The sequence below is a fragment of the Bradyrhizobium sp. 26S5 genome (genome assembly GCF_036923295.1).
Classification (GTDB): domain Bacteria; phylum Pseudomonadota; class Alphaproteobacteria; order Rhizobiales; family Xanthobacteraceae; genus Bradyrhizobium; species Bradyrhizobium septentrionale.
Genome location: NZ_CP145948.1, coordinates 5170048 through 5190350 on the forward strand (window position 1 = coordinate 5170048; position 20303 = coordinate 5190350).

Genomic DNA, 20303 nt, shown 5'->3' on the forward strand with positions numbered 1-20303 from the left:
CAATTCTGCAACAGTCGCACAATGAAATGCGCGGTTGCAGCTCGCGGCGCTGCAATTCCGTTGCGGGCTTCCGCGACTCGCGAAAAACTGCTCGCTGAAGTGGAGCGCGTGTGCGGGGCGTGCCGGTGAGCGAACAACAAGCGACCTACGACTATCAGCGTTACAGGCAGCTGCTCTCGGAAGCTGTCGACGAGACCAGCCGGCTACGGCTGATCACCCTCCTGATCACGGAAAGGGCCCGCGACAGGCTGGAAGCCCAGCGCGCCTCGGACCGCGACGCGATGACCGCCGAGACGGTCGCCAGGGTTCTGGGCAACGGGCGGCGCGAACCGTTTCAGCGCGGCTAGACTGGTTCGGTGACCAACCACTCACCACGCCGGCACCCTGTCAGGCGCAAACACGGCCGTCGGCCATTTGCTGTGCGCTCATATCTCCATTGCTCCACAGCCCGTCGTTCGCCACTGGCATTTTCGCCGCCGTTCACCTATTGAAGCGACGAACCGAACCCCAACCATCAACGAACAGAAAGCAGCAGGCTTCCTCTATGAGTGGCTTCAAGGAACCGGGTTTTGCCGACCGCCAAAAGGCGGCGCTGCAGGCGCGGCAAAACCTCCTCAACAAGTTTCGTACCCAGCCGGGGGCCGACGATCCGAGCGTGAAGGCGCGGGCCGAGGAGCGCGCGGCGATCGCCGAGCGCCGCGCCAAGGCCAAGGAAACCCGTGAAGCCGAGAGGGCCGAGCGGAAGCGCCGCGAGGAAGAGGCCGCCGCGGCCGAGGCGGAGCGGATCGCGCGGGAGAAGGAAGAGGAAACCGCAAGACTGGCCGCGCTCGAGGCCGAGCAGAAGGCCAAGCGTGACGCCCGCTACGCAGCGCGCAAGGAGCGGGGCAAGAAGAAGCGCTAAGGCGGAACCAGGCCCGCCACCATGGCGGGCCTGCGAATGATGAGCAGTGGCGGCGTCAGTTCTTCTTCATGCCGTCGTCTTTCTTCATCATCGCGCCGCCGTCCTTCTTCATGGCGTCGTCCTTCTTCATCATGCCACCATCCTTCTTCATGGCATCCTTGGACATCGTGTCTTCCTTCTTCATCGCGTCGTCCTTGCCCATCTTGTCCTGAGCGAAGGCGGCCGGCGCCAGCGCCAGGCTGAACGAGAGCAGCGCGGCGGAAAGGCTGAGGCGGGTCTTGGTGGTCATGTTGGTGATCCCTTGTGTGGTCGAATGTGAGCGCGACGACTTGCCGCTGTCTACTCGACGCACTTGCGCCGGCCGTTGTTACCTCCAATAACAAATTCTTGAAGCATCGCGGCGCGGACGCCCGACGGTTCGTCGCGTGAGGGTTGGAGTGGCGATGCGACGCGGGCGAGCAGTGTGCGCCGCAACAAGGCCACGACTTGCGGCCAGGACTTGCGACCACATGTCGGCTCGCACTATCAGGGCGCCTCGAACTATCAGACTAGAGAATGTTCAGGTGAAGACCGGCTAAGCTGAAGCGCCGCGCCGGCCTAACAGCCACTCAAGAAGCTCTCAGGGGAAGAAACCATGCTCACACGCCGCCACGTCCTCGCTTCCGCCCTCGCCGCTCCCGCCGTCCTGCGGATGGGCATCGGCACCGCGCATGCCGCGACCACCCTGAAGATCTCGCACCAGTTCCCCGGCGGCACGATCGACAAGGGCGACTTCCGCGACCGGCTGTGCCGGATGTTCGCAGCCGAGATCGCCAAGCGTTCCGGCGGCGAGCTCGCCGCCGAGGTCTATCCGAACTCGTCGCTGATCAAGACCAACGCGCAGTTCTCGGCGATGCGCAAGGGTGCGCTCGATCTCAGCCTCTATCCGATGCCCTATGCCGGCGGCGAATTGCCGGAGACCAATATCGGCCTGATGCCGGGCCTGGTCACGACCTACGACCAGGGTCTGCGCTGGAAGAAGGAGCCGGTCGGCAAGGCATTGAGCGATTTCCTCGCCGACAAGGGCATTCTTTTGATCTCCTGGGTCTGGCAGGCCGGCGGCGTCGCCAGCCGCTCTAAGGCGATCGTGGCCCCCGAAGACGCCAAGGGCCTGAAGGTGCGCGGCGGCTCGCGCGAGATGGACATGGTGCTGCAGACCGCCGGCGCCGCCGTGCTGTCGGTGCCGTCCAACGAGCTCTACGCCGCGATGCAGACCGGCGCCTGCGACGCCGGCATCACCTCCTCCACGAGCCTGATCTCGTTCCGCCTCGAGGAGGTCGCGAAGTCGCTGACCTCGGGCGCCGGCGCCTCCTACTGGTTCATGCTGGAGCCGCTGATGATGTCGAAGGCGATCTTCGACAAGCTGCCGAAGAACCAGCAGGACATCATCCTCACTGTTGGCACCGAGCTCGAGGCGTTCGGCCGCAAGGGCGCGCAGGACGACGACACCGAGGTCACCAAGGTCTACGAGAAGGCCGGCGCCAAGGTCAGCGTCCTCGATGCCGCCATTGTCGGCAAGTGGCGCGACATCGCGCGCGACACCGCCTGGAAGGACTATGGCGCCAAGACGGCGACGTCAGCCAACCTGCTGAAGCTCGCAAGCGACGTCGCCGCATGATCCATGGTCCGGTCGCGGATCAGGACGAAAGCGCAAGCCTGGCCGCGGGCAACACGCCCGTAGCCATGCTTGAGCGCGCGCTGTCGGTCTGCAACAACATCATCGTGGTGTTCGCCGCGCTCGCTCTGATCGCGGCCTGCGCGATCCTGAGCTACAGCGTGCTCGGCCGCGCCGTGTTTCACATGGCAAACTACTGGCAGGACGAGGCTGCCGTGTTCCTGCTGGTCGGCGCCACCTTCATGACCGCGGCCTATGTGCAGAGCCAGCGCGGCCATGTCAGCATCGAGGCGTTCGTCGGCCTGCTCTCGCCGCGGGCCAACAGCATCAGGCTGTGGCTGGTCGACGTCGCCAGCTTCGCGTTCTGCGCCTTCTTCGCCTGGAAGTCCTGGACCCTGGCGCATGAGGCCTATGTCGACGGCCAGGTGTCCAACTCGATGTGGTCGCCGCCGCTCGCCATCCCTTATGTGCTGATGGCACTGGGCATGACGCTGCTCTGCGTGCAGATCCTCTTGCAAATCATCCTTCCGTTGACCGGTGGCGCGCGCCGATGACCGTGTTTGGTATTGGCATCTCCTACGGACTTGCCACTTTGTTTGCGATGTTCTCCGGCATGCCGATCGCGTTCGCGCTCGGCGCGGTCGCGGTCGTGTTCATGGCGATCTTCATGCCGGCGGCCTCGCTCGATACGGTGACGCAGAACGTCTACGAGGAGATGGCCTCGATCACGCTGCTATCGATCCCGCTGTTCATCCTGAAGGGGGCGGCAATCGGCAAATCGCGCGCCGGCCAGGATCTCTATTCGGCGCTGCATGCCTGGCTGCACCGCGTGCCTGGCGGCCTCGGCGTCGCCAACGTGTTCGCCTGTGCGCTGTTCGCGGCGATGGCCGGCTCCTCGCCCGCGACCTGCTCGGCGATCGGCTCGGCCGGCATCCCGGAGATGCGCAAGCGCGGCTATTCCGGCGGCTTTGCCGCCGGAATCATCGCCGCCGGCGGCACGCTCGGCATTCTGCTGCCGCCGTCGATCACGATGATCCTGTTCGCCGTCGCCGCCGAGAAATCGCTGGGGCGGTTGTTCCTCGCCGGCATCGGCCCCGGACTGCTGCTCGTGACGCTGTTCGGCGTCTACGCCGTGTACCGCTTCCGCAAGGAATACGCCATGGCGCGCGCCGTCTATGACGCGACCGGCAAGGACGCCGCGATCCTGCAGCACGACGAATTCACCATGGCCGAGCGCTTCAGCGCACTGCCGCGCGTGATCCCGTTCGTGCTGCTGTTGACCGGCGTCATGATCGCGCTCTATGGCGGCTACGCCACGCCGTCGGAAACCGCCGGCCTCGGCGGGCTCTTGGCGCTGGCGCTGATCGCGGTGATCTACAGCGTGTGGAAGCCGAGCGACCTGTCGCCGATCCTGAAATCGACCATCCGCGAATCCACCATGCTGATGCTGATCATCGGCATGTCGCTGCTCTATTCCTATGTGATGAGCTATCTGCACATCTCGCAATCGGCGGCGGAGGCGATCGTCGCGATGCACCTGCCGCGCTGGGAGTTGCTGTTCGCGATCCTCGTGATGGTGATCGTGCTCGGCTTCTTCCTGCCGCCGGTCTCGATCATCCTGATGACCGCGCCGATCATCCTGCCGCCGCTTCGTGCGGCCAATTTCGACATCATCTGGTTCGGCGTCGTCATGACGATCGTGATGGAGATGGGCCTGATCCACCCGCCGGTCGGCCTCAACATCTTTGTCATCCGCAACGTCGCGCCGGACATCCCGTTGAGCGAGGTGATCTGGGGCACGCTGCCGTTCGTGCTGCTGATGATGTTCGCCGTGCTGCTGCTCTGCTTCTTCCCGGAGATCTCGACCTGGCTGCCAAACCTGGTGATGGGGCCGGACGGCGGGCGCTAGAGCATCTTCGAGCGAAGCTGATACCGGCTCACGTGGGGTAAACGCGTCAAGACAGGCGCCTCAGGCCGCCGCCTGCTCGCTTGCGGTTTCCCTTGCCGCCAGCGCCTTCTCGATCCGGCGGATCATTAGCGCCGTCGGACGGCCCTCCCGCTGCAGCCGGCGGAGCTCGTTCCATAGCCTGATGATGTCGCGGTCTCTCTCGGCGTCCATGGTGGCTCCTCCCGGAGCGCATCAATCTGAACGAAACGAGAACAAAAATCAAGACCAAAGCGAACCGTCTTGCCGAAGGGGGAGGAACTCACGGATAGCCGTCACCTGGCGTATCGACCTCGACCACATCGATGCGCGACACCGATTTGCCCTTCCGCAGCTCCTCGTAGGATGTCTCCGCGCTCAGGCAGAACAGCGTCCGGCGGTCGGCACCGCCGAGCGCACAGGCAAGCGCGCGGCGGCCGGCGACGCCGATACGCTCACGCTCCTCACCATCGCGATCGATCCGGACAAAGGCATCTTCCGTGAACGATGCGACCCAGACCGCGCCGTCGCGATCAAGGCAGATGCCGTCGGGATCGTTGATGCGGCCGAGCCGCCCGCGCAAATGCAGGCTGCCGTCCGCCGCGATGTCATAGTCGGCGAGGCAGGCGCCATCCATTTCGGCGACGACGAGCCGACGATGGTCGGAGGAGATCGCAATGCCGTTGGGAAAGCGCAAGCCGTCCGCGACAACGCGGGCGCGGCCATCAGGCATCACGAGGATGATCCGGCCGACGGCGCCGCGGCCCTCCGGCGGCGGCAGGTTGAAGCCGAGGTCACCGACATAGGCGCGCCCCTGCTCGTCGATGATCATGTCGTCGATCGTGCCGGTCGCAACCTCAGAGAGATCGGCATAGAGCGACAGTGCCCCATCGCTAAACCGCAGCAGCCGCTTCCTGAACATCGTCAACACGACGATGTCGCCATCAGGCAGCACGCCGAGACCACACGGCGTGTCGTCGGTCACCGCCGCGTGCTGCTGCAGCTCGCCCGACGGGCTGATGCTGAGCAGCGTCCGCGCCATGCAGTCGACGAACCAGAGCCGCCCGCGATGCCAGCGCGGGCCCTCGAAATAGCGGCCGCCGTCATGGATGGTGGTGAGGCGAGCGGTCATGACCGACCGGCCGGCAATAGCTGTTCTATCAGTGACATCGGTCCCCCACGGCGCGTTCTGTCGCGAGGATACAACCCAGGAGGGATAGGTCAAAGCGTGTGGCGGCCGCGCCTCACTGCCCGAGAGAACCCCGGTTCCCGCGGGTTCCACACGTCACATTCCATATTTCGCCGTGTTTTCCCTGTTGAGTTGCAGCAGCGTTAACACTCGAGAATCGAGGGTAGTGGTAATTTGCGGCCGTTGTGCCGTGTACGACGCGTTCCGTTTGTGCCTGATGGTTTCAGGGGGGCCAGGGAATGAACCGTTGCCTACGTCCGCTGGCGTGTTTCGCCACCGCCGCCGCGCTTGCGCTGCTTCCGGTCCAGGCGACCGCCAAGCCGCATCACCAGCACCAGGCCAAGAGCGGCCACGCCGACAAGAAGGCGCACGGTGCCAAATCCGCACGCGAGAGCACCTCCGGCAAGCGCCGGCATGCCAGGCACGGCGCCGACAAACGCAAATCGGCCAAAACAAAATCGAGCACCAAGACTGAGACCTCGAAGGTATCAGAGCCCGAGAAACCCGCTGGGCCGCAATTGTCCGGCGATCTCGCCACTATCAGGGACGCGATCGTCGCTGCACGCAGGGGCAAGACCAGCGAGGCGACCGAAATCCAGGCGAAGATCACCGACCCGGTCGGGCGGAAGCTCGTCGAGTGGTATCTGCTGCGCCACTCCGAGTCGAACGCGCCCTACAGCCGCTATGCGACGTTCGTCACCGCCAACCCGGACTGGCCAAGCGTCACGCTGCTGCGCCGGCGGGCCGAGGCACGGATCTGGCAGGAGCGCAGCGATCCGGCCACGGTGCACGGCTTCACCCTCGATCAGCCTGTTAGCGCCAAGGGCAAGTTCGCGCTCGCCCGCACGCTGCTCGCCGAAGGCGACCGCGACGGCGCCACCAAGCTGGTGCGCGAGGCTTGGCGCTCGGAGGATTTGTCCGACCGCACCGAGAGCGACGCCTATGACGCATTCAAGGACCTGCTGACGCGCGACGATCATCGCGCGCGCATGGACAAGCGGATCGGTGCCAAGGACCTCGCCGCCGCCAGGCGCGCGGCGCAGCGGCTCGGCAGCGATGAGCTGGCGATCGTGAAGGCGTGCGGCGCGGTTCGCGGACAATCCAGCAAGGCAGAAGACGCACTCAACGACGTGGCGGCCGATGCCCACAGCGACCTCGGCTACACGCTGTGCCGGATCCAGTGGCTGCTTGCGAAGAACAGGATCGACGATGCAGCGCGCGTGACGATCGCAGCCGCGCCCGAGACGATGGCGCAGCAGGACACCGACCAATGGTGGCGCGAGCGTCGCATCCTCTCCCGTAAGCTGCTCGACCAGGGCCAGTACCAGACCGCCTATGACGTGATCCGCCCGGCGGCGGCGCCGGACAACCCCTATTACCGCTCCGACATGCACTTCATGCGCGGCTGGATCGCGCTGCGTTATCTCAACGACGCCAAGACTGCCGCGGCGCATTTCGCGCGGATCGACGAGGGCCAGACCAATCCGACCGTGCTGGCGCGTGCCGCCTATTGGCGCGGCCGCGCCGCCGAGGCACTCGGCAACACCGCGGCAATGCGGGCCGACTACCAGGCCGCCGCGCGTTACCCGACCGCCTATTACGGTCAGCTCGCACTGGCCAAGCTCGGCCGTGACGGCGTCGAGCTGCGCGCGCCCTCGCCGGCAGCGAGCGCCGGCAGCACCGCCGCCGACGAGCGGGTCCGCGCCGCCGACATGCTCTATGCGATCGGCGAGCCCGACATCGTGCTCTATTTCGCCGCAGACCTCGCCGAGGAAAGCACAGATGTCGGCATGCTCGAGGCGCTCGGCGAGCTCGCCGGCCGCCGCAACGATGCCCGCGCCATGCTGCAGATCGGTAAGATCGCGCTCGGCCGCGGCTTTGCCTTCGACCATTACGCCTTTCCGGTCATCGGCATTCCCAAGCACACCCCGATCGCCCCCGATATCGGACGCAGCATGACCTACTCGATCGCGCGCACCGAAAGCGCATTCGACCAGCGCGACAAGTCGCCGGCCAACGCGGTCGGCCTGATGCAGGTGACGCCGGAGGCCGGCCGCGACACCGCAAAGCGTTTCGGCGTCAGCTACGACTGGAGCAGGATGGTCTCCGATCCCGTCTACAACACCCAGATGGGTGCGGCCGAATTGAGCGCGCTGCTGTCGGAATATCGCAACTGCCACATCATGACGTTTGCCGGCTACAACGCCGGCCGCGGCCGCGTCCGCGACTGGGTCAAGGCTTATGGCGACCCGCGCGATCCCAACGTCGATCCAGTCGACTGGGTCGAGCGGATTCCGATCTCGGAGACGCGCAATTACGTGCAGCGCGTGATGGAGAATTTCGCGGTCTATCGTGTGCGCTTCGATGACGCCGGAACCGCGGTGGCCAAGAACGAAGCGCGTGTCGTGACGCAGGAGACCAATGCGGAGCCGGCGGCTACAACGCCGCCACAGTGAGATTAACGGACGGCCTCGCACAATCGTCATTGCGAGGAGCGCTAACGGCGAAGCAATCCCTGCCTCCACAAGCGGCAAGCTTCAGCGGACATGCCGCTTCGCTGGCAATGTGGCGGGCTTCAGCCGCGAGCCAGCGCAGCCGCTTGCTCCAAGCTGATGCGATGCACAAGCGGATCGGCGTGTCGATGCACCAGGTGCCAGTCGGCGTCACTCCGACGGTAAACCAACGTCACGCGCAGCGACCAGTCCTGGTCGGGCAGGCCACCGACCTCGCCATGCTGTCGCTCGATCATCGAAAGCACAATGATGTCGCGCGACGCGTAGGACTTCACCAATTCCAGTATCGTTTCTCCTCCCTTGAAGTATCCGGCAAGCCTCGCAATGTGCTCGGGGCTGGGATCGAATCCTTCCGAGGGGGAGCCGCCGAATGGCTGCATCAAGGTAAAGTCGTCACCGTGCTTGATCAGGCCAAGATAGGTGGTCGTGTCGCCGCGCATGAACGCTGACATCGCTTGCTCGGTGCGCCGGATGAGTTCAGCGAGGGCGTGGTCAGCGGCGTCCTCCGCCCGGCTTGGTGTGCGCTCGTCCGCCGCAGCGTGAACCGCCAGCGGCAGCGCGAGTGCCGCCGCCACTGCTAGCCGCCTGCAAATCCGATCCGATCTGCTCCCTTGAGAGGATTCGTTGTTGCGGTCCGCCCCGCCGTATACTGGATGGAACATCGAAGAATTCCTCATTGATTTCAGCGCCTTGGATATTCTGCACCTGACAAGACTTCTCACTTCGTCTGACCTGAATCCAGTGATATGATTTCAGCGATATGCTGAATGAAATTGATCTTTCCCGTACCGATCTCAATCTGCTGGTCCTGTTCGAGATCGTCATGGAGGAGCGTCATGTCGGCCGATCGGCCGAGCGATTGAACCTGTCGCCGTCGGCCGTCAGCCACGGGCTTGGACGTCTGCGCACGCTGCTTGGCGATCCCTTGTTTCTCAAGACGCCGACGGGCGTCGTTCCGACCGACCGGGCGACCGAACTCGCCGCGCCGATTTCGGAGATACTCGCCCGCGTCAAAGCTGTGATCGACAGTGTCGAACCTTTCGACCCCGCGCGCTCGTCACGCCGCTTCACGATTGGTGCCCCTGACGGCGCGTCATCGGTCTTCCTGTGGCAGCTGCTCCACGACTTGCCCACGCTGGCGCCACGCATCGATATCTGCATTCGCCAATTGCTGCCGCGGCAAGGCCAGCCTGTACCGAGCTTCGCCTGGAGCGACGCGCTCGCCGAGCTCGACAACCGTGCCATCGACATCGCGGTCATCCCCCTCGGAGACGTCCCCGCACGCTTCACGACGCGCACGCTTTATGAGGAAGACTTCGTCATCGCGATGCGGGCCGGCCATCCGCTCGCAGCCAATCCCACTCCGGCAAACTACTACGCGTCGCGGCATCTCGTGGTTTCGCACTCCGGCGATCCGCATGGCTTCGTCGACGTTGCGCTGGCGGAGCGCGGCTTGTCGCGCCGGATCTCGCTGACCGTTCCGAATTTCATGTTCGCCCTCGCCGTCATCGCCGAGACCGACCTGGTCTCGGCGATTCCACGCCGGTTCGCCGCCATGCACGGCTCCCACTTCGGCGTGACCTACGTCGATGCGCCGATTGCGCTGCCCCGCTTTGACATCACCTTGGTCGTGCCAAAAGTTGCGATGATGGATGCGGGCGTGGCGTGGCTCGTCAGCACGCTGGCGCAGTTCAGCCCGTCCGCGCCCGCGAGCAGTCGCGAGCGGGTCGCGACCCAGGGGACAAATTCAGCGTCGGCGCAGTGAGCGTCGTCGTCATTGCCGTGGTCGCGCGACTGCGCGCGATCGAGGGATCACTGGCCTCGCTCGGCGCGCCAGGCCAGCGCCCGGGCGGTGGTCGCTTCAACGAACGCGCTCTTGCCGTTGCGATACGCGGCGATGTCGTCCCTGGACGTGCAGGCGAGTACGCGCTTGACGTCCGCGTAGGCGCGCGCGGCCTCGGGATGGGCGCGGAGATAATCGCGAAACAAAATCAGTTGCTGCCAACGCGGGTGGGACAGCGGCATCACGTGGACATGGTGGGTCCAGGGTCCGGGCGGTCCCTTGCGGAAGAACAGCTCGCCCGGCAGCCATGACTCGTACTGCGGCATATAGGTATAGCCGAGCGTGGCCATCGGCTCGACATAGCGATGTTGCGCCCCATCGAGATCCAGCACGCCAACCAGCAGATCGATGATGGGTTTCGACGGCAACCCCGGCACCGCCGTGCTGCCGATATGCTCGACCGCGAGCGCAAGACCTCCGAGCGCAGCCTGGATCCTCGCCCGCTCCTGATCGAACAACGCCGGCCAGTTAGGATCATAGGCGGAGACAACGATCGCCCCTGCGCCGTATTTCTCCATGAGCTGTCCTTATCGTATGCGTGCCTGAATCGCCGACGGTGCTCAATCCACCTTCACATTGGCGGCCTTGATCATCGGCCACCATTTTGCGATTTCCGCCTTCTGCCAGGTGCCGAGCGCCTCCGGCGTGAGCTGATCCTTCGGCGGCATCTGCAGGCCGAGATTCTCGAGCTGCTTCTGCACGGCGGGGTCGGCCAATGCCTCGACCGCGGCGGCGTTGAGCTTGGCCACGATCTCCTTCGGCGTGCCCTTCGGCACCCAGAGGCCGGACCACAGCGTCATGTGGAAGCCCGGCAGGCCGGCCTCATCGACGGTCGGGACCTCGGGCGCATTCGCCACGCGCTTGAAATCGGTGACCGCATAGGCGCGGATATTGCCGGCACGGACCTGATTGATCGAGTTCGAGGTCTGGTCGACGATGATGTCGATCTGGCCGGCGACGAGGTCGTTCAGCGCCGGTCCGGTGCCGCGATACGGCACGTATTGCAGCTTGATGCCGGAGACATTCTCGAAATAGAGCCCGGCGATGTGGCTGCCGCTGCCGGCGCCGGCAGTGCCTGCAGTCGGCGGCGCCGGCCGCGACTTCAGCCAGTCCAGCAATTCCTTCAGCGACTTCGCCGGCACGGCGTTCTTGCTGACGATGATCATCGGATTGCTCGGCAGCAGCACCACGGGCTCGAGGTCAGAGACGAGGTCGTAGCCGAGCTTGTAGATTGCGCCGTTCGCGACATGGGTGCCGAGATGGCCGAACGAGACGGTGTAGCCGTCGGGCGCCGCGCGCACCGCGCGGCCGACGCCAATCGAGCCGCCCGCTCCGGTCACGTTCTCGATCAGCAGCACCTCGCCGAGCGACTGCTTCATCCGCTCGCCGAGGATGCGCGCCATCGCATCCGACGGACCGCCGGCGGCGAACGGCACCACGATGGTGATCGGATGCGCGGGATAGGTTTCCGCGGAACTGGCCCCCGTGAACGCCAACATCGCCAACACGGCCAGAACCAGCTTCCGCATCACGCTCTCCCTCAATCTTCTTTGTTGTATCATTTTTGAAGGGCCACCTTTCGACAAGATGGCCCTTCGGATGAGGCGTCAGAACTGCGCGAAGTCAATCGGCTTGTGCCGGTCCAGCGTGCGGGTGACCGGTGGCAGCGGGTATTTCAGGCCGCTGGCGCAATTGAACAGCATCACGCGGTCGCTCTTCGAGACGCGGCCGTCGGCGAGGCTCTGCGTGTAGGCGGCATAGGTCGCGGCGCCCTCGGGGCACAGCAACAGCCCCTCCTCGCGCGCGACCTCGTTGAGCGCCGCGGTGATCTTGTCGTCATCGACGGCAATCGCGAATCCCTTGCTGTCACGCACCGCGCGCAAAATGAGGAAGTCGCCGATCGCCTGCGGCACACGGATGCCGGAGGCGATGGTGTGGGCGTCCTCCCAGCGTGCCGCATGTTCGGTGCCGGCCTCATAGGCCCGCACCATCGGCGCGCAGCCGGAGGCCTGCACCGCCACCATGCGCGGACGCTTTGATCCGATGAAGCCGATCTTCTCGAGCTCGTCGAACGCCTTCCACATGCCGATCAGGCCGGTGCCGCCGCCGGTCGGATAGAAGATCACGTCGGGCACGTCCCAGCCGAGCTGCTCGGCGAGCTCGAGGCCCATCGTCTTCTTGCCCTCGATCCGGTACGGTTCCTTCAAGGTCGAGGTATCGAACCAACCGACCTTGGCTTTCCCCTCGCCGACGATCTTGCCGCAATCATCGATATAGCCGTTGACGCGATAGACAGTCGCACCCTGCAGCTCGATCTCGCTGACATTGACCTCCGGCGTATCGGCCGGGCAGAAGATCGTGGTCTTGATGCCGCAGGACGTGGCGTAAGCCGCCAGCGCCGCGCCGGCATTGCCGTTGGTCGGCATCGCCATGTGCTTGATGCCGAGCGCCTTGCCCATCGACACCGCCATCACGAGGCCGCGCGCCTTGAACGAAGCGGTCGGCAACCGCCCCTCATCCTTGACGATGATCTCGCCGCCGCCAAGCCTGGCAGAAAGCCTCGGCAACCGGATCAGCGGCGTCGTGACTTCGCCGAGGCTGACGATGTCCTGGCATTTGCGCACCGGCAGCAGCTCGCGGTAGCGCCACAAATCGGCCGGCCGCTGGGCCAGCGCGTCCTTCGTCAGCGCCTTCTTCACCCCGGCGAGGTCGTAGCGCACCAGCAGCGGCTTGCCGGCCTTGGACAGGTTGTGGGCCTGGTCGGCGGGATAGTGATCGCCCTCCATCGCGCATTCGAGATGGGTGACGAAGGTCGGGCGTTCGATGGTGAGGTTGTCGTTGTCTTTCACTGGATCTGCTCTTTCTTGTTCTTTGTGAATTCTTCACTGCCGGACCCGTCACCCTGAGGAGGCCGCGAAGCGGCCGTCTCGAAGGGCGACAGGCCCCGCTGCTCGATCCGGGCCGTGCATCCTTCGAGGCTCGCTGCGCTCGCACCTCAGGATGACGGGAGTTCTATCTGCGACGCGTCCGCTTGTTAGATATTCAGCACACGCCCGTAGGCGTCGAGCACCGCTTCCTTCATCATTTCCGACAAGGTCGGATGCGGGAAGACGGTGTGCATCAATTCCTCTTCCGTGGTCTCCAGATTCATCGCCACGACATAGCCCTGGATCAGCTCGGTGACTTCGGCGCCGATCATGTGCGCGCCGAGCAGCTGGCCGGTCTTCTTGTCGAACACCACCTTGACGAGGCCCTGATCCTCGCCGAGCGCGATCGCCTTGCCGTTGCCGACGAACGGGAAGCGGCCGACGCGGATCTCGCGGCCGCCTTCCTTGGCCTTGGCTTCGGTCAGGCCGACGGAAGCGACCTGCGGGTTGCAATAGGTGCAGCCCGGGATCAGCAGCTTGTCCATCGGATGCGGATGCAGGCCCTTGATCGCCTCGATGCAGATCACGCCTTCATGCTCGGCCTTGTGCGCGAGCATCGGCGGTCCCGCGACGTCGCCGATCGCGTAGATGCCGGGGACGTTGGTCTTGCCGAGGCCGTCGATCACGATGCAGCCGCGGTCGGTTTTGACGCCGAGCTTCTCCAGTCCGAGATTCTCGATATTGCCGACCACGCCGACCGCCGAAATCACGCGCTCGAACTCTACCGCTTGCGGCTTCTCCTTGCCGTCGTCGATGGTCGCAACGACGCTGTCGGCCTTCTTCTCGAGTTTTGTCACCTTGGTCGAGGTGAGGATCTTGATCCCCATCTTCTCGAAGCGCTTGCGCGCGAGGCCCGCGATCTCGGCGTCCTCGACCGGGAGGATCTGCGGCAGCACCTCAACCACGGTGACGTCGGCGCCCATGGTGTGGAAGAACGAGGCGAACTCGATGCCGATCGCACCCGAGCCGACCACCAAAAGCGACTTCGGCATCCGCTCCGGTACCATCGCCTCGAAATAGGTCCAGATCAGCTTTTTGTCGGGCTCGAGCCCGGGCAGCACGCGCGGCCGCGCGCCAGTCGCGATGATGATGTGCTTGGCCTGATAGCTGCCCTCGCCGCTCGCGCCCTTCGGCGCCTCGACCGCCGACTTCTTCACCGTGATCTTGCCGGGCGCATCGATCGTCGCATCGCCCCAGATCACCGTGACCTTGTTCTTCTTCATCAGGAAACCGACGCCGTCATTGAGGCGCTTCGAGACGCCGCGCGAGCGCTGCACCACCGCCTTCGGATCGAACGAGACGTTGTCGGCCGACAGCCCGTAATCCTTGGCATGCTGCATGTAGTGGTAGATCTCGGCCGAGCGCAGCAGTGCCTTGGTCGGGATGCAGCCCCAGTTCAGGCAGATGCCACCGAGATAGGATTTCTCCACGATCGCGGTCTTGAAGCCGAGTTGCGCGGCGCGGATCGCTGTCACGTAGCCGCCGGGGCCGGAGCCGATGATGATGACGTCGAAAGATGTGTCGGCCATGGCGGCTCCCGTTCAACTCAACCTGTGGCGCCGCGGGCGCGGCTTCTTGCGATCAATGTCCTGACCAGCCATTCGAGCCCGACCACCACGGCCATGATGGCCAGGGCCGTCAGCACGATGGGCTGGGCGATGTTCCGCGCCAGCTGTTCGCCGGCGAAGAACGCGGAGTGCAGCAAATCCAGCCCGACCGGATTGCACACCAGCGCGGCCGACAGCAGCAGCGAGATCCAGGGCCAGCGCGTGCGAACCGTGCCGGTCATTTACCCGTACTCCCGCCATACCGCACCGAGGAACACGGACCACGCCAGCGCCAGCACAGCGGCGCCGATCATCATGATCCTGAACTGGATCGTCGATATCAGGTCGCGGTTGACCGCGACGAGCAACGCGACGGCGACGGCGGCGAGCAGGACGTACGGACCTGACATCACGTACATGGCTGATGCCCGTCACACCATCATCATCACGGGATTCTCGATCAGCTGCTTGAAGGCGCCGATCAGCTCGGCGCCGAGCGCGCCGTCGATGGCGCGGTGATCGCACGACAGGGTCACGCTCATCATGTGCGCGATCTCGATCTTGCCGCCGCGCACCACCGGACGCTCCTCCGAGGTGCCGACCGCGAGGATCGAGGCGTGCGGCGGATTGATCACCGCGGTGAAGTGGTTGATGCCGTACATGCCGAGGTTGGACACCGCGGTGGTGCCGCCCTGATATTCTTCCGGCTTCAGCTTGCGGGCGCGGGCGCGCGCGGCAAAATCCTTCATCTCGTTGGAGATGGTCGAGAGCGTCTTGGTCTCGGCCTTGCGGATGATCGGCGTGATCAGGCCGCCCGGCATCGCGACCGCGACGCCGACGTCGGAATGCTTGTGCTTGACCATGCCGCCTTCGGTCCAGCTCACATTGCAGTTCGGAATCTTCTGCAGCGCGACCGCCATCGCCTTGATGACGAAGTCGTTGACCGAGATCTTGTAGAGCGGCTTCTTCTCCTTGTCCTTCGGTGCTGACGCGTTGATCTCCTCGCGTGCGGCGAGCAGCTTGCCGATATCGCAGTCGATGGTGAGGTAGAAGTGCGGGACGTTTTGCACCGAGGCGGTGAGACGCTGCGCAATGGTGCGGCGCATGCCGTCATGCGGCACGATTTCGTAGGAGCCCGGCTCGAACAGCGCGAGGATCTGCTTGTCGGACATCGACGGTGCGATGCTTGGCCCCGCGGCGGCGGGCGCGGCCGCCGGCGCCTTCAGGCCCTTGCCGGACTTGGCCTCGTCGACGTCGCGCGCGATGACGCGGCCGTGCGGACCGGTGCCGGTGATGCGCCCGAGTTCGATGCCGGCTTCTCTTGCCAACCGGCGCGCCAAGGGCGACGAGAAGACGCGGGCGTGACCGTTGGCCTGCGCGGCCGGCTGAGGCGCCGCTGCGGGGGCTGCGGCCGGCTGCGGTGCGGGCGCAGCCGCCGGTGCGGGAGCCGCAGCAGGCGCGGCCTGCGCGACGGGCTTCGGTGCTTCGGCGGGCTTGGCCGCCGGGGCAGCGCCACCGCCGGCGCTGGCCGCCGCCTTCACGTCCTCGCCGTCTCCGGCCATCACCGCGATGACGTCGTTGACCGGCACGTCCTGCGTACCCTCGGGCACCAGGATCCTGGCGATCGTGCCTTCATCGACCGCCTCGACTTCCATCGTCGCCTTGTCGGTCTCGATCTCCGCGATCACGTCGCCGGACTTGACCTTGTCGCCCTCTTTCTTGAGCCACTTGGCGAGATTGCCCTTTTCCATCGTCGGCGACAGCGCGGGCATGAGAATATTGATCGGCATTGTCAGTGACCTTGTTGCGACCGCGGTTTGGTTTGGCCCATGTCGGTCGGCCGGGCGATTTCGGCTTCGAACATCTCGACGATGCGCGCGAGCGCCTCGTCCTCGGTGTATTCGCTCTCGCGCGCATAGGCGCGTGCGGCGTGGCGGGCGATGTCGACGAGCATCAGCCCCCACATGTCCGGCTCCTCGAAGGCGCGCTGGAACGCGATCGACAGGCCGCCGTCGACGACAAAGGCGCGCAGCACCTCGATGGCGTCCTCGCGGCCCATCACGTCAGGCGGCAGCGGCTGCTCCTTGGGACCGGCCATCGGCGTTACCGGTAGGACACGGCCTTGGCGGCCGCGACCACCTCGGCGACGGACGGCAGAGCGAGCTTTTCCAGATTGGCGGCATAGGGCATCGGCACGTCCTTGCCGGAGACGCGCGCCACCGGCGCATCGAGATAGTCGAACGCGTGCTCCATGATGCGCGCCGCGACCTCAGAGCCGACGCCGCTCTGCTGCCAGCCCTCCTCCACCGTGACCGCGCGGCCGGTCTTCTTCACCGAGTTGATGATCGTCTCGGTGTCCATCGGCCGGATGGTGCGCAGGTCGACGACCTCGGCCTCGATGCCTTCCTTGGCGAGTTCATCGGCGGCCTTCAGCGCATAGGACATGCCCATCGCCCAGGAGACGATGGTGACGTCCTTGCCGGCGCGCGCAATCCGCGCCTTGCCGATCGGCACCACGTAATCGGCAAGCTTCGGTACCTCGCCGGTGTGGCCGTACAGCATCTCGTTCTCGAGGAAGACCACCGGATTGGGATCGCGGATCGCGGCCTTGAGCAGGCCCTTGTAGTCGGCGGCCGAGTATGGCGCGATCACCTTCAGGCCCGGGATCTGCGAGTACCAGGCCGCGTAGTCCTGGCTGTGCTGGGCGGCGACGCGCGCGGCAGCGCCGTTCGGGCCGCGGAACACGATCGAGCAGCCCATCTGGCCGCCGGACATATAGAGCGTCTTGGCGGCGGAGTTGATGATCTGGTCGATCGCCTGCATCGCGAAATTCCAGGTCATGAATTCGACGATCGGCTTCAGCCCTGCCATCGCCGCGCCGACGCCGATGCCGGCAAAGCCGTGCTCGGTGATCGGGGTGTCGATGACGCGCCGGGCGCCGAACTCCTGCAGCAGGCCCTGCGTCACCTTGTAGGCGCCCTGATACTCCGCGACCTCCTCGCCCATGATGAAGACGTCGCCGTCGCGCCGCATCTCCTCGGCCATCGCATCGCGCAGCGCCTCGCGGATGGTCTGCGTGACCATCTCGGTGCCTGCGGGAATTTCCGGATCGGGCAGCGCCTCGCTGACCGGCGCGGCCGGCGCCTTCGCCGCGGGCTGCGGCGCTTCCGCCTTGGCTTCGGCAGCAGGCGCGGCCTCCGCGGCCTTCGGCTGCGGCGCGGGAGTTGCGGGCACCTTGGCGAGGTCGGCGGCGCTTTCGCCGTCGGCCAGGATGGTGGCGATCGGCGTGTTCACCGCGACGTCGGCGGTGCCTTCCGGAATCAGGATCTTGCCGAGCGTGCCCTCGTCGGTTGCCTCGACCTCCATCGTCGCCTTGTCGGTCTCGATCTCGGCGATGACGTCACCGGACTTGATGGTCTCGCCTTCCTTTTTCAGCCATTTGGCGAGGTTGCCCTTCTCCATGGTGGGCGACAGCGCAGGCATCAGCACTTGAATGGGCATATCGACTCCCGAAATCGGTCTTGAAATTCTTCTGCGCGGGTGAGGTCAGCGGTAGATGTCGGTGTAGAGCTCGGACGGATCGGGCTCCGGATCGTGCTGCGCGAAGTCTGCGGCTTCGTTGACGATCTCGCGCACCTCGGCGTCGATCGCCTTCAAGTCCTGCTCGCTGACGCCGGCGGCTAGCAAGCGAGTGCGCACCTGCTCGATCGGGTCCTGATCGTGACGGACCTTCTCGACCTCCTCGCGCGTGCGGTACTTCGCCGGATCGGACATCGAGTGGCCGCGGTAGCGGTAGGTCTGCATCTCCAGAATCATCGGACCATTGCCGCCGCGACACCAGGCCGTGGCCTCATCGGCGGCGGCCTTCACCGCGCGCACGTCCATGCCGTCGACCTGCTTGCCGGGAATGTTGAAGGAGGCGCCGCGCTTGGAAAAGTCCTGCTGCGCCGAGGCGCGCGACACCGCGGTGCCCATCGCATAGCGATTGTTCTCGATGACGTAGATCACCGGCAGCTTCCACAGCTCCGCCATGTTGAAGCTTTCGTAGACCTGGCCCTGGTTGGCCGCGCCGTCGCCGAAATAAGTTACGCTGACGGCATCGTTCCCGCGATAGCGGTTGGCGAAGGCCAGGCCGGTGCCGAGCGACACCTGCGCGCCGACGATTCCGTGACCGCCGTAAAAATGCTTCTCCTTGCTGAACATGTGCATGGAGCCGCCCTTGCCGCGGGAATAGCCGCCACGGCGTCCGGTCAATTCGGCCATCACGCCCCTGGCTTCCATGTCGCAAGCCAGCATGTGGCCGTGGTCCCGGTAGCCAGTGATGACCTCGTCGCCCGGCTTCAGCGCCATCTGCATGCCGACCACGACGGCTTCCTGACCAATATAGAGATGGCAGAAGCCGCCGATCGCACCCATGCCGTAAAGCTGACCGGCCTTCTCCTCGAAGCGCCGGATCAGGAGCATGTCCCGCAGCGCCTTGAGCTCCTGCTCCCTGGTGAATTCGGGCGGCGAGCCAGCCTTCTCCTGCCCTGATTCTTTTGTGACGCTTTTCTTGGGTGCGGCCATGGCAATTCCGGGTGAGAGAAGTCGAAGAACCCTCTCTAACCCAACTCAAATCGCCTTGGAAGGATTGCGTTCGCCGGATGGAATTTTGCTATGCCGCACTGCAACGCAGCGCGACATTTTTGTGATAGTGCGCGAATGTTTTTGAAATTTGAGAACGCGTCAGTTCGACTTATTGATCCGAACCAGATCACGCGGATTTGCGTAGTCGAGCTGGAAGCGTGCACGCTCGTCCAGCATATCGGGATCGACCCGGTCCGAGCGCAACAGCGACACCCGCTGCTCGCCCTCGGCCCGCTCCTTCTTCAGTCGCGCCAGCTCCGAGGTCAGCGCGATGATTTCCTGGTCGAGCTCCTGCCGCGCATTCAGGCCATATTTGCCGGTGTAGGCGTTGACGCCGAAATAGCCGACCATCAGCGCTGCCAGCGTATAGAGGGCAAGGCCGGACAGAATCGATTTGAGGCGCGTGCGGGAAACCATGGCCGCGAAGATGCGGCCATGGCGGTTAATGGAATGCTAAATTTGATTAGCCGTTCTGCTTCTCGACGAAGGCTGCGAAGGCGACGAGGTACTGCTGCAACACGGTCTTGAGCGAGTCCTTGGTCAGCTCGCCCTGGTCGTCGAAGGCATCGCCGACGCCGTTGAGGTAGGCTTCCGGCTGGCCGAGGATCGGGCCGGAAATGCCCGGCAGGATGTTCTGCAGGTGCTTCGCCGCGCTGACGCCGCCGAGCGGGCCCGGCGAGTTGGAGATGATGCCGGTCGGCTTGCCCTGGAATGAGCTCTTGCCATAGGGCCGCGATGCGACGTCGATGGCGTTCTTCAGCACGCCCGGGACCGAGCGGTTGTATTCAGGGGTCACGAACAGCACGCCGTTCGACTTCTGCAGCTTCTCGCGGAAGGCCAGCCAGTCCGCCGGCGGCGCCGCCTCGAGGTCCTGGTTGAAGAAGGAAATGCCCTCGAGGGTCGTCACGTCGAGCTTCAGCGAGGCCGGCGCGAGCTTGGCCAGCGCATTGGCGATCTTGAGCGAGAAGCTCTGCTTGCGGATGCTGCCGACGATGGTGAGGATGTTATAGGCCATAGCTAGTCCCCTGGGGTGCACGTGAAACCGGATTGGTGGTCCTCACCTACCGATACGCCGAGAAAGATGCAAGTGCATGAATCGCCCCATTCTGGAAACGCAGCGTTTGCAAAACTGACCTGAACACCGGGGCCTCGCCCATCCAGGTGGCCCTGAAACGCCGG

The 20303-nt window shown here is 64.9% G+C and carries 23 protein-coding genes; 7 read left to right on the plus strand and 16 right to left on the minus strand.

All coding sequences use genetic code 11. From position 1 onward, the window contains the following. Window positions 1-125: 125 nt before the first annotated feature. Together V5279_RS24005 and V5279_RS24010 are read left to right on the plus strand one after the other, a co-directional pair. Entirely contained in the window at window positions 126-347 is a 222-nt protein-coding gene (locus V5279_RS24005; protein WP_338688509.1) for a hypothetical protein, read from the plus strand. A 197-nt stretch (window positions 348-544) separates the two neighbouring features. Further along, a complete protein-coding gene (locus V5279_RS24010) occupies window positions 545-901 on the plus strand; it encodes a DUF6481 family protein (RefSeq protein WP_338688511.1) in 357 nt (118 codons plus the stop codon). A gap of 55 nt (window positions 902-956) precedes the next feature. Here V5279_RS24010 and V5279_RS24015 read toward each other — a convergent pair whose 3' ends face one another. Then, window positions 957-1190: a pentapeptide MXKDX repeat protein gene (locus tag V5279_RS24015; protein WP_338688513.1), complete on the minus strand. Its 234-nt coding sequence runs from the start codon at window positions 1188-1190 to the stop codon at window positions 957-959. A 345-nt stretch (window positions 1191-1535) separates the two neighbouring features. Here V5279_RS24015 and dctP point away from each other — a divergent pair, with 345 nt between their 5' ends. Genes dctP through V5279_RS24030 form a run of 3 tightly spaced genes read left to right on the plus strand, consistent with a single transcriptional unit; the run spans window position 1536 to window position 4464 of the window. Continuing rightward, window positions 1536-2558 (plus strand): TRAP transporter substrate-binding protein DctP, encoded by a 1023-nt coding sequence (dctP, locus tag V5279_RS24020; protein ID WP_338688515.1) that lies wholly within the window; start codon window positions 1536-1538, stop codon window positions 2556-2558. Next, entirely contained in the window at window positions 2555-3109 is a 555-nt protein-coding gene (locus V5279_RS24025) for a TRAP transporter small permease (protein ID WP_166295219.1), read from the plus strand. Before dctP ends, V5279_RS24025 begins: the two co-directional genes overlap by 4 nt. Next, on the plus strand, window positions 3106-4464 hold the full coding sequence (locus V5279_RS24030) for a TRAP transporter large permease (protein WP_166295218.1): 1359 nt from the start codon (window positions 3106-3108) through the stop codon (window positions 4462-4464). Before V5279_RS24025 ends, V5279_RS24030 begins: the two co-directional genes overlap by 4 nt. A gap of 60 nt (window positions 4465-4524) precedes the next feature. On the opposite strand, the gene V5279_RS24035 is transcribed toward V5279_RS24030, so the two are convergent. Continuing rightward, window positions 4525-4674 carry a hypothetical protein gene (locus V5279_RS24035; RefSeq protein WP_166295216.1) on the minus strand — a complete coding sequence of 50 codons (150 nt, stop codon included), beginning with the start codon at window positions 4672-4674 and terminating at the stop codon, window positions 4525-4527. An 88-nt stretch (window positions 4675-4762) separates the two neighbouring features. Then, complete coding sequence (locus V5279_RS24040) at window positions 4763-5611, minus strand: SMP-30/gluconolactonase/LRE family protein (RefSeq protein ID WP_338688522.1); 849 nt, start codon at window positions 5609-5611, stop codon at window positions 4763-4765. A 296-nt stretch (window positions 5612-5907) separates the two neighbouring features. Here V5279_RS24040 and V5279_RS24045 point away from each other — a divergent pair, with 296 nt between their 5' ends. Next, window positions 5908-8124, plus strand: a complete 2217-nt coding sequence (locus tag V5279_RS24045) for a lytic transglycosylase domain-containing protein (protein ID WP_338688525.1) — start codon at window positions 5908-5910, stop codon at window positions 8122-8124. A gap of 119 nt (window positions 8125-8243) precedes the next feature. Here the strand turns inward: V5279_RS24045 and V5279_RS24050 are convergent, their stop codons facing one another. Beyond that, on the minus strand, window positions 8244-8756 hold the full coding sequence (locus V5279_RS24050; RefSeq protein ID WP_338688527.1) for a nuclear transport factor 2 family protein: 513 nt from the start codon (window positions 8754-8756) through the stop codon (window positions 8244-8246). A gap of 185 nt (window positions 8757-8941) precedes the next feature. Between V5279_RS24050 and V5279_RS24055 the strand changes: the two genes are divergently transcribed. After that, the gene (locus tag V5279_RS24055; RefSeq protein WP_338688530.1) at window positions 8942-9946 is read left to right on the plus strand and encodes a LysR family transcriptional regulator; all 1005 of its coding nucleotides are present in this window, start codon (window positions 8942-8944) and stop codon (window positions 9944-9946) included. A gap of 47 nt (window positions 9947-9993) precedes the next feature. Here the strand turns inward: V5279_RS24055 and V5279_RS24060 are convergent, their stop codons facing one another. The 12 genes from V5279_RS24060 to V5279_RS24115 all read right to left on the minus strand — a co-directional run bounded on the left by V5279_RS24060 (window position 9994) and on the right by V5279_RS24115 (window position 20139). After that, on the minus strand, window positions 9994-10542 hold the full coding sequence (locus tag V5279_RS24060) for a GrpB family protein (RefSeq protein WP_338688533.1): 549 nt from the start codon (window positions 10540-10542) through the stop codon (window positions 9994-9996). A gap of 42 nt (window positions 10543-10584) precedes the next feature. Further along, entirely contained in the window at window positions 10585-11553 is a 969-nt protein-coding gene (locus V5279_RS24065; protein WP_338688536.1) for a tripartite tricarboxylate transporter substrate binding protein BugD, read from the minus strand. A 78-nt stretch (window positions 11554-11631) separates the two neighbouring features. Beyond that, the gene (locus V5279_RS24070) at window positions 11632-12873 is read right to left on the minus strand and encodes a threonine synthase (protein ID WP_338688538.1); all 1242 of its coding nucleotides are present in this window, start codon (window positions 12871-12873) and stop codon (window positions 11632-11634) included. 185 nt (window positions 12874-13058) lie between these two features. Then, on the minus strand, window positions 13059-14480 hold the full coding sequence (lpdA, locus tag V5279_RS24075) for a dihydrolipoyl dehydrogenase (RefSeq protein ID WP_338688540.1): 1422 nt from the start codon (window positions 14478-14480) through the stop codon (window positions 13059-13061). Window positions 14481-14497: 17 nt separating this feature from the next. After that, complete coding sequence (locus tag V5279_RS24080) at window positions 14498-14740, minus strand: hypothetical protein (RefSeq protein WP_166295202.1); 243 nt, start codon at window positions 14738-14740, stop codon at window positions 14498-14500. Beyond that, on the minus strand, window positions 14741-14917 hold the full coding sequence (locus tag V5279_RS24085; protein ID WP_338688543.1) for a hypothetical protein: 177 nt from the start codon (window positions 14915-14917) through the stop codon (window positions 14741-14743). A gap of 12 nt (window positions 14918-14929) precedes the next feature. Continuing rightward, window positions 14930-16288 (minus strand): pyruvate dehydrogenase complex dihydrolipoamide acetyltransferase, encoded by a 1359-nt coding sequence (locus tag V5279_RS24090; protein ID WP_338688546.1) that lies wholly within the window; start codon window positions 16286-16288, stop codon window positions 14930-14932. 2 nt (window positions 16289-16290) lie between these two features. Next, window positions 16291-16596, minus strand: coding sequence for a DUF5076 domain-containing protein (locus tag V5279_RS24095; protein WP_029080873.1), 306 nt, complete (start codon window positions 16594-16596; stop codon window positions 16291-16293). A gap of 5 nt (window positions 16597-16601) precedes the next feature. Then, window positions 16602-17999 (minus strand): pyruvate dehydrogenase complex E1 component subunit beta, encoded by a 1398-nt coding sequence (locus V5279_RS24100; protein ID WP_338688553.1) that lies wholly within the window; start codon window positions 17997-17999, stop codon window positions 16602-16604. A 45-nt stretch (window positions 18000-18044) separates the two neighbouring features. Next, window positions 18045-19064, minus strand: a complete 1020-nt coding sequence (gene pdhA, locus V5279_RS24105; protein ID WP_338688555.1) for a pyruvate dehydrogenase (acetyl-transferring) E1 component subunit alpha — start codon at window positions 19062-19064, stop codon at window positions 18045-18047. Between the two features lie 159 nt (window positions 19065-19223). Continuing rightward, complete coding sequence (locus V5279_RS24110; protein ID WP_029080870.1) at window positions 19224-19541, minus strand: FtsB family cell division protein; 318 nt, start codon at window positions 19539-19541, stop codon at window positions 19224-19226. A 46-nt stretch (window positions 19542-19587) separates the two neighbouring features. Then, window positions 19588-20139: an NADPH-dependent FMN reductase gene (locus V5279_RS24115; protein WP_338688559.1), complete on the minus strand. Its 552-nt coding sequence runs from the start codon at window positions 20137-20139 to the stop codon at window positions 19588-19590. Window positions 20140-20303 lie beyond the last annotated feature (164 nt).

Coding starts and splice junctions, on each gene's coding strand:
- V5279_RS24010 (WP_338688511.1), top strand. CDS start 545: ATGAGTGGCTTCAAGGAACCGGGTTTTGCCGACCGCCAAAAGGCGGCG.
- V5279_RS24060 (WP_338688533.1), bottom strand. CDS start 10,542: ATGGAGAAATACGGCGCAGGGGCGATCGTTGTCTCCGCCTATGATCCT.
- V5279_RS24080 (WP_166295202.1), bottom strand. CDS start 14,740: ATGACCGGCACGGTTCGCACGCGCTGGCCCTGGATCTCGCTGCTGCTG.
- V5279_RS24095 (WP_029080873.1), bottom strand. CDS start 16,596: ATGGCCGGTCCCAAGGAGCAGCCGCTGCCGCCTGACGTGATGGGCCGC.
- V5279_RS24040 (WP_338688522.1), bottom strand. CDS start 5,611: ATGACCGCTCGCCTCACCACCATCCATGACGGCGGCCGCTATTTCGAG.
- V5279_RS24090 (WP_338688546.1), bottom strand. CDS start 16,288: ATGCCGATCAATATTCTCATGCCCGCGCTGTCGCCGACGATGGAAAAG.
- V5279_RS24065 (WP_338688536.1), bottom strand. CDS start 11,553: ATGCGGAAGCTGGTTCTGGCCGTGTTGGCGATGTTGGCGTTCACGGGG.
- V5279_RS24015 (WP_338688513.1), bottom strand. CDS start 1,190: ATGACCACCAAGACCCGCCTCAGCCTTTCCGCCGCGCTGCTCTCGTTC.
- V5279_RS24035 (WP_166295216.1), bottom strand. CDS start 4,674: ATGGACGCCGAGAGAGACCGCGACATCATCAGGCTATGGAACGAGCTC.
- V5279_RS24110 (WP_029080870.1), bottom strand. CDS start 19,541: ATGGTTTCCCGCACGCGCCTCAAATCGATTCTGTCCGGCCTTGCCCTC.
- dctP (WP_338688515.1), top strand. CDS start 1,536: ATGCTCACACGCCGCCACGTCCTCGCTTCCGCCCTCGCCGCTCCCGCC.
- lpdA (WP_338688540.1), bottom strand. CDS start 14,480: ATGGCCGACACATCTTTCGACGTCATCATCATCGGCTCCGGCCCCGGC.
- V5279_RS24115 (WP_338688559.1), bottom strand. CDS start 20,139: ATGGCCTATAACATCCTCACCATCGTCGGCAGCATCCGCAAGCAGAGC.
- V5279_RS24085 (WP_338688543.1), bottom strand. CDS start 14,917: ATGTACGTGATGTCAGGTCCGTACGTCCTGCTCGCCGCCGTCGCCGTC.
- V5279_RS24025 (WP_166295219.1), top strand. CDS start 2,555: ATGATCCATGGTCCGGTCGCGGATCAGGACGAAAGCGCAAGCCTGGCC.
- pdhA (WP_338688555.1), bottom strand. CDS start 19,064: ATGGCCGCACCCAAGAAAAGCGTCACAAAAGAATCAGGGCAGGAGAAG.
- V5279_RS24030 (WP_166295218.1), top strand. CDS start 3,106: ATGACCGTGTTTGGTATTGGCATCTCCTACGGACTTGCCACTTTGTTT.
- V5279_RS24045 (WP_338688525.1), top strand. CDS start 5,908: ATGAACCGTTGCCTACGTCCGCTGGCGTGTTTCGCCACCGCCGCCGCG.
- V5279_RS24100 (WP_338688553.1), bottom strand. CDS start 17,999: ATGCCCATTCAAGTGCTGATGCCTGCGCTGTCGCCCACCATGGAGAAG.
- V5279_RS24055 (WP_338688530.1), top strand. CDS start 8,942: ATGCTGAATGAAATTGATCTTTCCCGTACCGATCTCAATCTGCTGGTC.